At 36.8% G+C, this 14682-nt stretch carries 12 protein-coding genes and 2 pseudogenes; 8 read left to right on the forward strand and 6 right to left on the reverse strand.

All coding sequences use genetic code 11. The features are described 5' to 3' along the window. Both AC1DIT_RS22770 and pgtP read right to left on the reverse strand, forming a co-directional pair. Positions 1-172, reverse strand: a 172-nt coding sequence (locus AC1DIT_RS22770) for a transposase (protein WP_476998422.1), incomplete at its 3' end; no start/stop codon positions are given. Positions 173-332: 160 nt separating this feature from the next. Continuing rightward, on the reverse strand, positions 333-1697 hold the full coding sequence (gene pgtP, locus AC1DIT_RS22775) for a phosphoglycerate transporter PgtP (RefSeq protein WP_016131658.1): 1365 nt from the start codon (positions 1695-1697) through the stop codon (positions 333-335). A gap of 854 nt (positions 1698-2551) precedes the next feature. Here pgtP and AC1DIT_RS22780 point away from each other — a divergent pair. Genes AC1DIT_RS22780 through AC1DIT_RS22790 form a run of 3 tightly spaced genes read left to right on the forward strand, consistent with a single transcriptional unit; the run spans position 2552 to position 5521 of the window. After that, positions 2552-3442, forward strand: a complete 891-nt coding sequence (locus AC1DIT_RS22780; RefSeq protein WP_016113359.1) for a substrate-binding domain-containing protein — start codon at positions 2552-2554, stop codon at positions 3440-3442. Then, positions 3439-4902 carry a sensor histidine kinase gene (locus AC1DIT_RS22785; RefSeq protein ID WP_016113360.1) on the forward strand — a complete coding sequence of 488 codons (1464 nt, stop codon included), beginning with the start codon at positions 3439-3441 and terminating at the stop codon, positions 4900-4902. The genes AC1DIT_RS22780 and AC1DIT_RS22785 overlap by 4 nt, the downstream gene beginning before the upstream one ends. After that, positions 4871-5521 (forward strand): response regulator, encoded by a 651-nt coding sequence (locus AC1DIT_RS22790; protein ID WP_016113361.1) that lies wholly within the window; start codon positions 4871-4873, stop codon positions 5519-5521. The genes AC1DIT_RS22785 and AC1DIT_RS22790 overlap by 32 nt, the downstream gene beginning before the upstream one ends. Positions 5522-5634: 113 nt before the next feature. On the opposite strand, the gene AC1DIT_RS22795 is transcribed toward AC1DIT_RS22790, so the two are convergent. Both AC1DIT_RS22795 and AC1DIT_RS22800 read right to left on the reverse strand, forming a co-directional pair. Further along, positions 5635-6168 carry an MFS transporter gene (locus AC1DIT_RS22795; RefSeq protein ID WP_016113362.1) on the reverse strand — a complete coding sequence of 178 codons (534 nt, stop codon included), beginning with the start codon at positions 6166-6168 and terminating at the stop codon, positions 5635-5637. Then, positions 6165-7604, reverse strand: coding sequence for an FAD-binding oxidoreductase (locus AC1DIT_RS22800; protein ID WP_016131657.1), 1440 nt, complete (start codon positions 7602-7604; stop codon positions 6165-6167). Before AC1DIT_RS22800 ends, AC1DIT_RS22795 begins: the two co-directional genes overlap by 4 nt. A 495-nt stretch (positions 7605-8099) precedes the next feature. On the opposite strand from AC1DIT_RS22800, the gene AC1DIT_RS22805 reads away from it, so the two are divergent. After that, complete coding sequence (locus AC1DIT_RS22805; RefSeq protein ID WP_016113364.1) at positions 8100-8786, forward strand: hypothetical protein; 687 nt, start codon at positions 8100-8102, stop codon at positions 8784-8786. Between the two features lie 106 nt (positions 8787-8892). Here AC1DIT_RS22805 and AC1DIT_RS22810 read toward each other — a convergent pair whose 3' ends face one another. After that, positions 8893-9924, reverse strand: a complete 1032-nt coding sequence (locus AC1DIT_RS22810) for a S66 family peptidase (RefSeq protein WP_016113365.1) — start codon at positions 9922-9924, stop codon at positions 8893-8895. A 258-nt stretch (positions 9925-10182) separates the two neighbouring features. Between AC1DIT_RS22810 and AC1DIT_RS22815 the strand changes: the two genes are divergently transcribed. Together AC1DIT_RS22815 and AC1DIT_RS22820 are read left to right on the forward strand one after the other, a co-directional pair. Continuing rightward, positions 10183-11856: an alkaline phosphatase gene (locus AC1DIT_RS22815; protein WP_016113366.1), complete on the forward strand. Its 1674-nt coding sequence runs from the start codon at positions 10183-10185 to the stop codon at positions 11854-11856. Positions 11857-12097: 241 nt separating this feature from the next. Further along, a pseudogene (locus tag AC1DIT_RS22820) lies at positions 12098-12563 on the forward strand (NADP-dependent oxidoreductase); the annotation flags it as partial. 31 nt (positions 12564-12594) lie between these two features. Here AC1DIT_RS22820 and AC1DIT_RS22825 read toward each other — a convergent pair. Then, the gene (locus AC1DIT_RS22825; protein ID WP_016113368.1) at positions 12595-12957 is read right to left on the reverse strand and encodes a hypothetical protein; all 363 of its coding nucleotides are present in this window, start codon (positions 12955-12957) and stop codon (positions 12595-12597) included. Positions 12958-13230: 273 nt separating this feature from the next. On the opposite strand from AC1DIT_RS22825, the gene AC1DIT_RS22830 reads away from it, so the two are divergent. Together AC1DIT_RS22830 and AC1DIT_RS22835 are read left to right on the forward strand one after the other, a co-directional pair. Beyond that, positions 13231-14298, forward strand: a complete 1068-nt coding sequence (locus AC1DIT_RS22830; protein WP_476998421.1) for an LPXTG cell wall anchor domain-containing protein — start codon at positions 13231-13233, stop codon at positions 14296-14298. 299 nt (positions 14299-14597) lie between these two features. Next, positions 14598-14682 (forward strand): annotated as a pseudogene (locus AC1DIT_RS22835) (SAM-dependent methyltransferase); the annotation flags it as partial.

The following is a 14682-nucleotide window of genomic DNA, read 5'->3' on the forward strand; positions in this document are numbered from 1 at the left end:
GATGAATAGAGGGACGGCCATTATTTTCACAGTAATAGGGACGTAACTTCTCCTCAATAAAATCAAAATTAATAGTGGCTTCAATTGCACGAAGAAAATGATCGTGTGGAACTAACTCTTCTACAGAAATTGTTACACGCTCATCACGATGATTTTTCAGTGCTCCCATCATGAAACATCGCTCCTTTACATCTTTTTTATCAGTGTTGACAGATAAAAAGATGTTCAGACACAAAAACAGGCTGTAGAGAAGGCTTTCTCTACAGCCTGAAAAAAAGATTGCTTAAACAGCAATCTTTTTTTGTCTATAATATCCTCAGAATATAGTTATCTTAGGATTGGAGCCCCTGCTTTCTGTTGAGTTCCAGCTCTTTTGCTCCTCGATGGGCGAATATACAGCATATGATGCAGCAGACGGTTGCTGCTAGTAATACATAGAAACCACCATTCCATCCTACTTTGTCAACCATTACACCAAAGAGGGTAGTACCTAAAGATGCACCTAGAATGTAACTCATAAAACCTCGCAAGCCAACTGCAGAGCCAACAGCGAAAGATGGAACTACCTCCATAGTTTGTACTGAAGCTAGAAACTGTGGAATGTAAATCAAGCATCCAATAATGGCAGCGAAGATAGTTACCCAATGTAAAGATGTACTTTGCCAGTAACCAATGATGCAGACGAGTATCATTGTCATAGCAATGATTGCTGGCGGCATGCGGTGTCCTTTGAATAATTTGTCTGATAGATAACCAGCCAACAGAGTAGAAGGAATAGCTGCCCATTCAAAGAATAAAAAGGCAACACTCATCTCTTCTTTAGTGAAATGTTTTACATGTAACAAATAAATAGGCAACCAGCTTATAATGCCGAAACGAACCATGTAAACGAAAACATCTACGAAGGAAACGAACCATGCATTTTTGTTAAATAAAACATAATTCTTAAAAATCTGCCAGGCACTCATGTCTACTGGCGGTTTTGAGTCAGCGCTTTGTTGCATTTTCGAATCGGATTCATCCTTGATGATTTCGCTTAACGGAGGCAAGCCCTCACTTACCGGTGAGCCTTTAATAAGGGTTAGTATTACTAGTGCAATAACAATGGCTATAGCAGCCGGAACTTGATAGCTTGCCGCTTGCCAGTGATTGGAGCCTAACATAGCAAAACTCATACCAACGATAGGTGCTACGATACCTCCACCTATATTGTGAGAAATATTCCATATGGCACCGATAGTTCCTCTTTCCTTACGAGGAAACCAGTTTGCAATAGTAATAAAGCTAGGTCCAACTCCCATTCCTTGAAAAAATCCATTGAAAATAACGAGAATTGCAAACATCCAAAATGCGGTGCTGAATCCCATCATAATATTAACCATAGCGCACAGAAGCAACCCGAGCGCCATATACCTTTTAGGGTTAGCTTTATCCGCTATACTACTCATCAAGCCCTTACTAATTCCATAAGCAATAAGCATGGAACTGCTTAATAGCCCTACTTCTGTAGCACTAAGATTGAGTTGTTCTTTCAGATAAGGAGTAGATAAGGCGAAATTGTTGCGTACTATGTAGTAAGCTATGTAACCAAAGAATACTCCTAATAAAGATTGAAGCCGGAAAAGCTTATAGGTTGTTTGAACCTGATCTGGTGCTATTTTTGTAGTAGCGATTTTAGGTTTCAAAAATGAGAACATACTATCTACCTCGATTTCTTTACTTTGATTTACAGAAAAAACTTAGATTAGCATGAAATTTAGCATTTCAATAGAGTGCCAATTTGGTGGAGACGTTTTCAAAAATACTTGTGTTATATACCTCCTTGGTTACATTATCTTATATGGCAATTCGTTAAACTATCAGTAAATATCTGATTTTATGTAAGATAAAATAGTAGAGTCTGTCAGAAATTATCTTACAAACAATATTCATGGCTATATAAACCTGTTTTAATTTTTCAACAATATATAAATACAAATTGAAAAAATGACATAAAAACCACTTTCTTTTTAGGGGAGGACGAGAGCAACTGGCCATGCATAGAAGAGGTCAGTTCCTTTTCCTGCCACGTGCAAAGTCTAAAACAAAGGGAGAAAGCAAGTAGCGGTCATGTTTTGTTCTGCATAGCAGCGACTTATATGTTGAAAAATCAATTTGTATTTATATATACATAGATAACTGCTCTGCTCTCCCTAAAAAGAAAGTCATCGTTTTTTATTTGTATACAACACTACTTTTCTGTCACAGCTCTGACACGAAAAGTAGTGTTGTATACGATCTTCCGTAGATTTCATAGATTGTTCTGAAGTAATATATAAATATAAACTTCAAAAACATTGAATCAAGCATGATTCAGTAAATCGGATTAATACATAAAGTGAAACTTCCATAAGTGTGGGAGCTTCATCTCCCACTTATGGAAAGCTCTCACCAATCGAGTTTTTACGGGTAGTTATCCCTATCTGTTTTCTTTGTTTGTCTCTCGATGTTGAGGTGAGGATCCAAAAGGAATAGGGGGATAAATTCCTCGCCTACAAGAATGGAGGAAAGTATGATAAATTGTTTGAGGCTTTTTTTAATATTGCTTATTACTTTACTTTTAATAGGATGTCAGCATGAGCGTTCAAGCCCTCAAATTGTTTTCTCCGAATCTGACACCACGCCTGTTGGTTCACAAGATGACAAGCCCTCTCCTGTACGAATCGCAATTTCAAGTGTGTTATCAAAGGCTGATACAATTATGTACTACAGGAAAATAGCTAACTATATTGGAGAGAAGCTCCATAGACCTGTAATTCTCATTCAGCGCAAGAGTTATAATGAGATTAGTATGTTGATGATGAATGGAGGTGCTGATATAGCCATACTTTCAACAGGAGCATATATTACCTACAGACATGTTGAAGGTCTAGAAGCAATTGCCATGCAAGAGCGAATGGGGGTTCCATATTATTATGGTTATGTCGTCGTACACAGCAAAAAAGAAATATCTAGTATATATGATTTAAGAGGGAAAAACATTGCTTTTAGCGATCCAACCAGTTATTCCGGATATATTTTTGTGAGGAAAAAATTAGCTGAATTAAGTGAAACGCCAGAACATTTCTTTAGTCGTTATGTTTTTACATATAATCATGAAAGCTCCCTAAGTGCTGTGATAAATGGGGTTGTTGATGCTGCAGCTGTTGATAGCTTAGTCTTTGAGCGTACCAAACTTAAAAATCCAGAACTGATTAAGGATTTAAAAGTTATTGCAAAAACGGAACCGATTGGTACCGGTCCTGTTGTCATCAACAGTAATTTACCTGATGAAGAGAAGCGAATTATCAAAGAAAGTTTCATTTCTATGCACGAACAAGAAATAATAAAACCAGCGTTTCAGGGACTGTTTATTGATCGTTTTGTTCCATTTGAGCCAAGGTTATATGAGGGTCATCTATGAAATGGCTGAATAAATTACAAATAAACCAGAAGATATTTGGAGCTATATTCGTTTCGCTACTCTTTCTCGCCCTAGTATTAGGATGTATCATTTGGGAATCACTCACAAAAATCATGACAGAGGACCTAAAAAAACGTGGTGTAAATATTGCCGATAATATTGCGGCATTGTCCTCGGATTACATTTTGACTGACGATTACTATTCGATTCATCTTCTCATTACCCGGGCACAGGAAGCCAACAAAGATGTGCGTTATATACTGGTCATTAACAATAATAATGTCCTTGTCGGAAATACATTCTCCAAACACCTGCCGAAAGGAATAGTAAACGCACATAAGCCTGATGGTATCAATACTGAAAATTACGCTATCCTAACTTCAGATGAAGGAAATATCCATGACATACTGGTTCCAATCGAAGAGGGAGGTGTAGGATTTGTTAGAGTTGGAATGGCAGAAAAGCAGGCGAAAAGCTATATTTTTACTAAAATAATAGAATTGGTTGTTGCTACATTTTTGGTCTGTATGGGAGCGGCAGGTATAGCTTATTATGTGACTCGTATCATTACTCGACCAATCAATAGTTTAGTTGATACAGCAGCAGGTATAACAGCGGGTGATTTATCCTTAAGGGCTAAAGCGGAGGGTGACGATGAAGTTGGAAAACTTGCGCGTGCTTTTAATGAAATGGCTGACAATCTAATTAGTTCTAGGACTGCAGTAGAAAAATTATTGAAGGAACTTCAAGAAAAGGATGCCCTTCGAGATACGTTGATTTTGAAATTATTATCCGCTCATGAAGAGGAGAGAAAAAGAATTTCTCGTGAACTTCATGATGAAACAAGCCAAGCTCTTACTTTTCTAATGGTTACAATGCGTATTTTGGCTAATGAAGCTAAAGATGCCGAGCAACTGGAGTTACTTAATGTAAGTCGAGAGACTGCGGCAGGTATTTTACGAGAAATTAGAGATTTAGCAGTAGAATTAAGGCCACCCATCCTTGATGATATGGGAGTAATTCCGGCATTAAGGAAATACGTAAGAAAATTTGAAGAAAAATTCGCTCTTACGGTAATTCTACACGCTCCTAATGACGATGTTGCTGTCATAGATAGTCATATTGCTGTAGCGCTATACCGAATCGTTCAAGAAAGTCTTACCAATGTAGTGAAACATACAGTAGCCACTGAGATTGTGATTAACATGGAGATAAGGGATTGTTCTACTTTGTTGAACATCCGTGATAACGGTCACGGTATAAATGAGAACGATTTTGAAAAAGCTCGCCAGCAAAATCGAATCGGAATATATGGAATGAAAGAAAGAGCAGAATTACTAGGTGGTTCATTTTTTATCAGAACGCACAATATCGGCGGGACTGAGATTATGGTGTCTATCCCATTAAAACAGAGAGAAGGGTGTCAAGATGGAAAAGACAATCAGCATAATGCTAGTTGATGACCACGCTTTGATGAGAGCGGGTTTAAAACTACTATTACAAAAAAGACCGTCCTTAAAAGTTGTAGGTGAAGCCTCTGATGGACTCGAAGCACTTCAACTTTACGGCATTTTAAGGCCCGATATTCTAATATTGGATATATCTTTGCCACGCATGGATGGAATTCAGGTTCTAACAGAGGTTAAATTACGTTATGAACAAGCGAAAGTCATAGTGCTTACCATGCATGAAGATGAGGATTATATAACATCAATCATGAACGCGGGAGCTTCAGGTTACGTCCCGAAAGCAGCTGTGGATGAAGAGTTATACAATGCCATTGATTCCGTTATGGATGGGTACATATACCTTCGCCCAAAGGAAATTTCAACGATGCTTAAAAAAATGCAAAACGAAACAGATTCTCGAAATCCGTATGTAATTTTAAGTCCACGTGAACGAGAGGTATTGCAACTTCTTGTGCAAGGTTTTTCATTGTCTGAAATTGCTCGAGAATTAACTATCAGTATAAAAACGGTTGATACTCATAAGACGAGAATGTTGAACAAACTTAATCTTTCTAAAAAAAGTGAACTTGTTCAATATGCCATAAAGTATAATTTAATAAACATGATATAATGGGATAGCGTAAGGATTACGCCGATTTAGCAAGAAATAAAACGATTTTGTTCATGACAAAATTGTTTTTCAATACTCTGTAAAAAAGAGCATTAGTAATGCTCTTTTTTTATTTATTTATTCTGCCTCCCTATTACAATACCGCTCACCATATATAAAGCTGAAGCAATATAAAAAATGGTACCAATCGTTAAAAAATCTACTAGATACCCTGTTGCAATAACAGCTACTGCACCACCAATTGAAGTCCATACATGGTATTTTCCTATTTCATAGCCTGCTTCTTTACTTTCTACTTTTCGTGCAAGTGATGTTTTTTCTGTGTTGCGTTGCACGGCACCTAAGCAGCCCATTATAATTTGCAGAATATAAACATGCCAAACTTCTGTAGCAATGGGAAAAAAGAGCATTAATACCGCCATAGACCAAGCATATACAATTAATAGCCTTTTATCCCCAAACCTGTCAGATATCTTTCCAACTAGTGGGTACACTAAAGCTGAAGTTAACGTAAATAAGCCATATGCCCAACCAAATTGAGAGAAACTATCTCCAACATTTCGAAGCAGTAGTATGTAAAAGGGGAATACCATACTACCGGCCATCATGATTATACTTTGCGAAGTTACAAATCTTCTATATGTCATTCACTGTACTCCTTATAAAATAAATTTACAAAACGTTCTTGCGGATCACTTTCCTTCTTTTTTTGAAGAAACTCTTCTATACGAGGATATGCTTGCTCAAGCTGCTGCTTCGTCGGATAGGAATAATAAGGTAAATAATAACTTCCATTGTGCTTTAAAGTAACATCTATCATCTTCCCTAACACTGCTTTCGTTTTCTTTATTTCACTCTCAGAACGTCCTTGATTAATAAGAAGCACAAGTGCAAACATATCATCTTTTGCATAGGATAAAACCGCATTCTCATTTTTTTCTACATAACGGATCGTAATGTTAAGAAGGTTTAATTCTTCTTTGTTTAATACATTTCGCAAATCATCTATATACGCTGTAAAGTGATCGATAGGTACAAAATATTCTTGTAAAACCTCTGTTCGATTTGGATTTTCGTATTCCATAAACGTACTATCTGATCGCATCACATTATTTCGAGTTTCATATGTTCCATTTATGCGTTCCATGTAGTTCCTTTGTATATCCCAAAACGTATTCTTTCCCCAGTCACTATACCTTGATAATCCAAGGAAAAATTTCGGTGCAGCAATAATATTTTCTTCCTTTAGTTTGCTGTATTCTTCCCGTTTATTTTGGTTCTCTGCTACAACATAATCTGTTACATACATTTCTTTTAAAAATGAGTTTGGAGCTACGGAAATACGCGCTAGGTGCATTCGAACATTCTCTTCCTTTTTCACCTTCTCTTTAAAATATGCTGTATACTCCTTATAATCTAGCGTTTTTGTCTGCATTTCATATAGTTCGTCATCCGTTAGCTTAAGCGTCACATCTAAGATCACACCGAATAATCCGTAACCTCCAATAACATAAGGAAACAAATCAGCATTTTCTTCTCTGCTTACATTCTTAACCGTACCATCTGCCATTAACAATCGAAATGATTCTACTGTATCAATGAGTGCTTCATGACGAATATCACGTCCATGTACATTTACGCTTAGCGAACCGCCAACTGTAAAAATATTTTGAGACTGCATCACTTGCACAGCAAGACCATATGGATTTACTTTCTTTTGAATATCATCCCATGTCACACCGCTTTGCACGCGAATTCTCTTTTTCTCTGGATCAAACTCTAATATTTTGTTATAACCTTTCATATCTAGCACCGTACCATTTGGATAATAAGTTTGTCCGCCTTGGCTATGCTGCATTCCGGCAATTGAAATCTTCTCACCTGAAGTATTCGCATCTTTCACTAGCTTCTGTAAGGCATGCTCATCCCCCGCATTTTCAACCCGCTTAATCTTTGTAGGAAGTAATTTACCTACATCACTCATAACAGGATTGGCGATCTGTTTTGTATATATATACACAGATGACATGCATAACAAGCCATATGCAGTAATACCTATTATTATTGTTCGTTTTTTCAACATGCACTCTCCTTTTTTAGCTGTAATATAAAGAATTCAATGTATATTCGAGATTTATATTATATCTTTTTCTAAAACCAAGGAACATTATGTAAATAAAAAAACACGTTATCGGAAGGAAAATATCTTCCGTGACAACGTGCCCGTTCACATGTATAGAACTTTGAAATGTTGATACCCCAGTATTTTCTATGTGCCTATCAACTTAAGAATATTTACTATCCTCTGTGTAAAACTGTTTGTGATTTCCTCGATTCATTAATATTTGTAACCGTACAAAATAGGAGAAAAAAGCATGTAACAAGGTATCTAATTTCATTTTCATCTAGCATACGTCATCTCCTAAAATACATAACATATTCAATACATGTATATAATTTACTAATGTTATATTCTATCTCCTTTCTTTTTGTTTTTTATTCGACATAATATGACGAAAAAGTTGTAATTCAATCTGTTAGGATCGCTTTGGAAATCTTACATTTTGGGAGGTTTAGGATGAATAAAAAACTGATTTTCGGTGTGCTAGGTGTTGTAATTGCATTTATTGTCATTATTGGCATTAGTAGTATCTTTATCTTTACTACGACAGAAAACTCAACAACAAGTAGCAAAAATACGTATACGGAAGCGGAGTATAATAAATTAGTAGATGAGCACTTTAAAGAAAAAGAAAAATTAAAAGGGGATATTTCTGTATTAGAATCAGAAAATAAAGTTCTTGATGCACAAGTGAAAAAATTAAAAGAGGAATTGGCGAAGAAAGAACAGGCAAATGTCCAAACTCCGGCGGCTCAAACTGCAAAGCAAGAACAACCTAAGAAAGAAGAGCCAAAACAAGAAGCGAAGCAACCTGCTGCGCAACCAGAAAAGAAAGAAGAACCTAAAAAGGAACCGCAACAAGCTACAGGTGCTTTCACAAATCCTATGAAAAGCATTGATAAGGCAGGTGCTATGAATAAAGTGAAAGAAAAAGCAAAACAAGATTTCCCAGATGATTACATGACGCAGAACTTCGTTGCGGGTGAACAATCTAAGGCTTTCGATTTCTTAAATGGTGTTGAAATTAAATCACAAGAGGAATTAAATGTTATGAAAAAAGCATTAGGTGATTTTCCTAATGATTTTATGACTGCTAAGTTTGTGTATGAGGAACAAATAAAGGCAAAGAGTAAACAGGAATAATAAATGATAAAAAGGTTCCTTAACAAACGAAGTGTAAATGTTAAGGAACCTTTTTCAGTTGTAAAAATATATCCTGAAACCCATCAGCAAAGGAGAATTGGCAATTCTATTGCACGCCACTCTCCAAAATCGAAAATGTCTTCCTTTCACAATTAATCTCTGCCATTACACCATAAGGTAAAATAAACTTAGGTTCGGTATGACCAAAGTTTAAATTATAAAGAATCGGTAAATCTTCTAAACCATATTCTTTCATAACTGTTACAATTTCTTGTTTATATTCTTCATAATATTTCTCGTCTTTCGGTTTGCCGAAAATGAGTCCATTCGTGTTTTGTAAAATGCCTTGCGCAGCATAATTTCGTAACCAATATCTTATATAAGTTGGATCTGGTTTGTCTTCAGATGTTTCAAAGAACAGAATGCTGTTTTCCCAATATTTTTTCTCAGGCCAAAGTTCTGTTCCTTTTGCGAATTCCAGTACTTCAATACAACCTCCAATTAAACGGCCTTGTACAATACCGGAGCCTTGAAGTAGTTCATATCCAGTGTTCTGCTGCATGGTCCGCCGTTTATTCTTGTTCGATTCTATCCATTCTAAACGCTCACTTGTCCATTCTTTAGCCGGTCCAATTTCACCAATCATCTCATTTGAAAAGAGTGTTCGATTTACCATTTCAATCGTATATGGATCCATCTCAACGTTTTCAGCAAAATCGGTTAAAATGGCTGGACCGTAAAAAGAAGAAATGCCTGCTTTATGACAAAATAAATGTGAAACTGTCACATCAGAGTAACCCATAAAAACTTTTGGGTTTTCACGTATAACATCAAAATCAATATAAGGAAGCAAGCGAATACTATCTTCGCCACCAATATTCGCAAAGATGCCTGTAATACTTTTATCTTGAAATGCCGTCATTAAATCTATTGCACGAGCTTGTGGGTTCTCATAAATATAATCTGAACCTTTCAAACTATTTGGCATAGGTACAACCACAAGACCAAAAACTTCTTCTAATCTTTTTATCCCTTGCTCATAACGCCATCTAAGTTCCGGATCGCCTGCGCCTCCCCAAGAAGGACTAATTGTCGCGACTCGATCTCCTGGTTGTAATCTCTTTGGTTTTCTTAACACAATAACTCCCACCCTTATATCATTTGATTCACTATACGATTCGTATAGCATATGACCTTTTTCTACATCATCAAGAAATTCCCTGCTATTATGCAAGGGTGGGGGAGATTCAAGTGTTAGCTTCGTGACAATAGGGTACTACTAACAAAAAGCAAAAGAAAATATATAAGCTTGCATAAACTTAATAAAAAATCAAAAGCTTGTTTACATACGAATGTTAGATTGGGGATGTCGAAAACAACCTATGGAGGGACAACAATGACTAATTTTCGTAAAAAGATGATGGGACTAACATTAGCTGGAACGGTAGCACTAGGTTTGTTAGGTGCAGGAATCATGATGAACGATAACGAGGTAAAAGCTGAGGCAAAAAAAGTAGGAAAGCAGCCAAAAAATGTCATTATGATGGTTGTGGATGGGACAAGCTCTTCAGCCACAACATTGGCTCGATGGTATAAAGGTGCACCTCTTGCACTAGATCAAATCGTATCAGGAGGTGTTCGTACTTATTCGGCAGAATCAGCCATTACGGATTCAGCGCCAGCAGCAACAGCTTTAGCGACAGGAAATAAATCAAATTCAAGCTACGTGGGTGTATTACCTTCTGTTGTGAATTCACCTGGCTTAGAACCAATCAAAGAAGAAGACAAGTTTCGCCCGGTTGCCAACGTCTTAGAAGGCGCAGAGCGTTCAGGCCGCGCAACAGGAATCATTGCTACATCGGAAATTCAGCATGCAACTCCGGCTGGTTTTTCTGCTCACCATGTTATTCGCAAAAATTTTGAGGTGATTGGTGAGCAGCAAGTGTATCAAAATATGGAAGTCGTGTTAGGCGGGGGAAAGGCAGTACTTCAGCCTGCGGCAAGCAGTGGAATCCGGCAAGACAACGAAGATTTAATAAAAGTGATTCAAGACAAAGGGTACGACTTTGTGGAAACAAAGGATGCCCTGTTAAACTCTAAATCCGATAAAATTTGGGGCTCGTTCTCAAATACTGCACTTGCGTTCGATATGGATCGTGAAGCGACCAACCCTGAGCAGCCAACACTTTCCCAAATGACGAGAAAAGCAATTCAAACATTATCAAAAGATAAAGATGGTTTCTTCTTATTTGTAGAAGGTAGTAAGCCAGATTGGGCAGCACATGTCAATGATCCAATCGGGATGATTAGCGATGTATTGGCATTTGATGATGCGGTTGCAGAAGCGTTAAAGTTTGCGAAAAAAGATGGGAACACGATGGTCATTGCTTTAGCGGACCATGGTAATAGCGGTATTTCCATTGGTAATAAAAATACTACAAAAGGATATGATACCACACCGGTATCTGCCTACATTGCTCCACTGAAAAAGGCAAAAATGACACTTGAAGGTGCTACAAATAAACTAAAAGATGATTTATCTAATATAAAAGAGGTAGCTGCACTTTACGGTTTAGACAACCTAACTGATGATGAAAAAGAAAAGTTAAAAGCTGCACAAAAGAAAGCCGATGTAGGTCCAATCCTTACTAAATTATTGGCCAACCGTGCGAACATCGGTTTTACAACAGGTGGTCATACGGGTGAAGATGTATTCTTATACTCTTACGGCCCCGGGAAGCCATACGGTTTCGTCCAAAATACGGACATTGCGAAGACAATGGCCAAAGCAATGGGCTTTAACTTAGGAGAATTAACAAACAAATTATTCTTAGATGCTGAAATAGCCTTTAAACAAATTGGTGCAACTGTAACGATTGACAAAAAAGATGTAGCAAACCCGGTGCTTGTAGTAAAACACAATAAAGCGCAGGCTCAATTGTTTGTTAATAAAAATATGATCCGTATCGATGGAAAAGATTATGAATTAGGAAGCATCGTTGTAGAAAGCAATGGGAAATTCTATGTACCTGAAAAAGCAATTCATCTATTCACAAAGCATTCTCGCTAAACTAAAAAAGAATCAAAAAGGCCTGCCAACCACTTAGCCTAGCTAGGCTAAGTAGTTGGCAATTTTCTTGATATGCTGTGCGGCAGCTATAAAGTGAAACTTTAATCAGTGGGGGTTTTCTTCATCCCCCACTGATTATTAGCCCTCACCAATCGGGCTTTTACGGACAGTTCATCTCCCACCTAACTTCTTCGCTTCCGCTGAATTTTGAGGTGGGAGTGTTACGGTCCGTTAATGCGGGATAAATCCAGTTGATTGGAAAACGAGAAAGGGAGAATTACAAGAGAAATTGCCTTTTTCATTCCCTATTATTTTTAGGATTAGATGCTTCAGGTATTGTAGTGAAAGTAGGTACAAATATAACAAAATATAAGCCTGGTGATGAAGTGTATACAAAACTAGCGAATGTAGGTAAGGGTTCTTATGCAGAATATGTGATTGCAAAAGAAGAACATATAGCAAAGATGCCTGAGAACCTTAGCTTTGTTCAGGCGGCCTCTGTTCCTCTTGCTGGATTAACAGCTTGGCAAAGCTTAGTGGATTATGGACGAATTCAAAAGGGTGATCGAGTGTTCATTCATGCAGGAGCAGGCAGGATCGGGAGTTTTGCGATTCTGATTGCGAAAGCATTTGGTACACATGTCACAACAACCGCTAGCTCTGTAAATCATGTTTTCCTTAAAGAGCTCGGAGCGGATGTTATCATTTAAAGCTAAGTATTCTTCATAGTGATTCACCCTATGAGTCCCCACTATCGAATGAATCAGTATGGCTTGCTGCATCGGAACTATCGTTGCTAGTTCCTGAATCATGGTCGATATTTGAATCTTCATTAGCATTTTTCATAGCTGCAGCAAGAAAAGATGTTGTCATCACTGCATTCATCCAATCTGCTTCAGCATCTTTGGTAGTTATGTTTGAGTCTTTATGTCCTGCTGTATCTGTTATTGAAGAATGTTTTTTTAGTTCTTTTTCAACAGAGCGACGATTATTCATTTGTTTTCCGAAAATCTTCATGAGTACTAATAAGATGAAACAGACTATGGATATAATTAGGATAAACAAAATGAAGTATAAAGATAAATTCAATATCTCTGTCATATGTATACCTTCCTTTCTTACGGGATAGTTAATGTGGTGAATTTTTCCTGAAATTTCGTATTTGCCATACGGACACTTTCTCCTTGAAATCCATTGTAAAGACTGAACTACATTATGTCCACATGACTATACTGGCTCCAATTACACATAGACCTACTATTCTAGTTTTGTTTGTAAACATTTGGTATAATGTTATACTGGTATTATGATATTTGCATCTTTAGATTTATACATAATGGTTCATTACTCATGAAAGAAAAGAGGTACAAAATGATGAGTACGAAAAAAACAGTAGCAATATCCACACTAGCTTTAGCAATGATAACAGGAGCTGATACCATTAATGCTGAAGTTCCTGATACCGTCAAAATACACGATTCTATCAAACAACATGCAGAAGAGAGAGTATCTGAATTAAAGCAGGCGAAACAACATGCAGAAGAGAGAGTATCTGAATTAAAGCAGGCGAAGCAAAATGCAGAAGAGAAGGTCTCTGAATTAAAACAGGCGAAGCAAAATGCAGAAGAGAAAGTCTCTGAATTAAAGCAGACGAAGCAAAATGCAGAAGAGAAAGTCTCTGAATTAAAGCAGACGAAGCAAAATGCAGAAGAGAAAGCCTCTGAATTAAAGCAGACGAAGCAAAATGCAGAAGAGAAAGCCTCTGAATTAAAGCAGACGAAGCAGAATACAGAAGAAAAATTATCTGAATTAAAGCAGATCAAGCAAAATGCAGAAGAAAAATTGTCTGAATTAAAACAGACGAAACAAAATGCAGAAGAGAAATTATCTGAATTAAAGCAGATCAAGCAAAATGCAGAAGAGAAATTGTCTGAATTAAAACAGACAAAGCAAAATGCAGAAGAGAAAGTCTCTGAATTGAAACAGACGAAGCAAAATATAGAAGAGAAATTAACTGAATTAGCACGTACGAAGCAAAATATAGAAGAGAAAGTATCTGAATTAAAACAGATCAAGCAAACTATAGAAAATAAATTAACTGAATTAGCACGTACGAAGCAAAATGTAGCAGAAGAGAAAGTCTCTGAATTGAAACAAACGAAGCAAAATGTAGAAAATAAATTAACTGAATTAACACGTACGAAGAAAAATGTAGAAGAGAAAATAGCTGAATTAACACAGACAAAGCAAAATGTAGACAAGAAAGTCTCTGAATTAACACAGACGAAACAAACTAACACTCCTCTTAAAATGAAAAATGATAACAGGGAACTTCCTAACGCCGGAGGTACAGAATCCAATACAATGCCTTTAGGGATGTTATCAATTTTAGGTGGAATTATATTAATAGTGCGAAATAGAATTAAAAATACGTTTCAATAGAATTCATCTAATAGTCTGCATTCCACGATATATACAAAAATTGTTATGGCGTATAATGAAATATAATCTTTCAAATGAGGTGAAGTAGATGACTTTCCGTATTGTTCGAAGTAACTAGTTTTCGGGTTGGAAAAAAACGCGTACCAGCCATCAAGGGAGAAGTCTGCCCTTTTTCGGAAATATAGGCTTTGAATCTGTTTCGGTAGTCACTGTTCTTATCAAGCTAAGGGACTGGACGATTTCATTAACAAGTCTCAGAAACTTAGTTTTTACACTCTTTTGGAAGGTGGATATACAAAATGAATGAATTAGATTACAAAAATTTTTATGATAAAGTTGGAAAATTAAACGGCTGGGATTTTAGTAAACTGAAATACGTAACTG

Source organism: Bacillus sp. 05T22 (assembly GCF_056396765.1).

What these genes read in the sequence shown, in the direction of transcription:
- pgtP (WP_016131658.1), bottom strand. Translation starts at nt 1,697, where the DNA reads ATGTTCTCATTTTTGAAACCTAAAATCGCTACTACAAAAATAGCACCA.
- AC1DIT_RS22780 (WP_016113359.1), top strand. Translation starts at nt 2,552, where the DNA reads ATGATAAATTGTTTGAGGCTTTTTTTAATATTGCTTATTACTTTACTT.
- AC1DIT_RS22785 (WP_016113360.1), top strand. Translation starts at nt 3,439, where the DNA reads ATGAAATGGCTGAATAAATTACAAATAAACCAGAAGATATTTGGAGCT.
- AC1DIT_RS22790 (WP_016113361.1), top strand. Translation starts at nt 4,871, where the DNA reads ATGGAAAAGACAATCAGCATAATGCTAGTTGATGACCACGCTTTGATG.
- AC1DIT_RS22795 (WP_016113362.1), bottom strand. Translation starts at nt 6,168, where the DNA reads ATGACATATAGAAGATTTGTAACTTCGCAAAGTATAATCATGATGGCC.
- AC1DIT_RS22800 (WP_016131657.1), bottom strand. Translation starts at nt 7,604, where the DNA reads ATGTTGAAAAAACGAACAATAATAATAGGTATTACTGCATATGGCTTG.
- AC1DIT_RS22805 (WP_016113364.1), top strand. Translation starts at nt 8,100, where the DNA reads ATGAATAAAAAACTGATTTTCGGTGTGCTAGGTGTTGTAATTGCATTT.
- AC1DIT_RS22815 (WP_016113366.1), top strand. Translation starts at nt 10,183, where the DNA reads ATGACTAATTTTCGTAAAAAGATGATGGGACTAACATTAGCTGGAACG.
- AC1DIT_RS22825 (WP_016113368.1), bottom strand. Translation starts at nt 12,957, where the DNA reads ATGACAGAGATATTGAATTTATCTTTATACTTCATTTTGTTTATCCTA.
- AC1DIT_RS22830 (WP_476998421.1), top strand. Translation starts at nt 13,231, where the DNA reads ATGAGTACGAAAAAAACAGTAGCAATATCCACACTAGCTTTAGCAATG.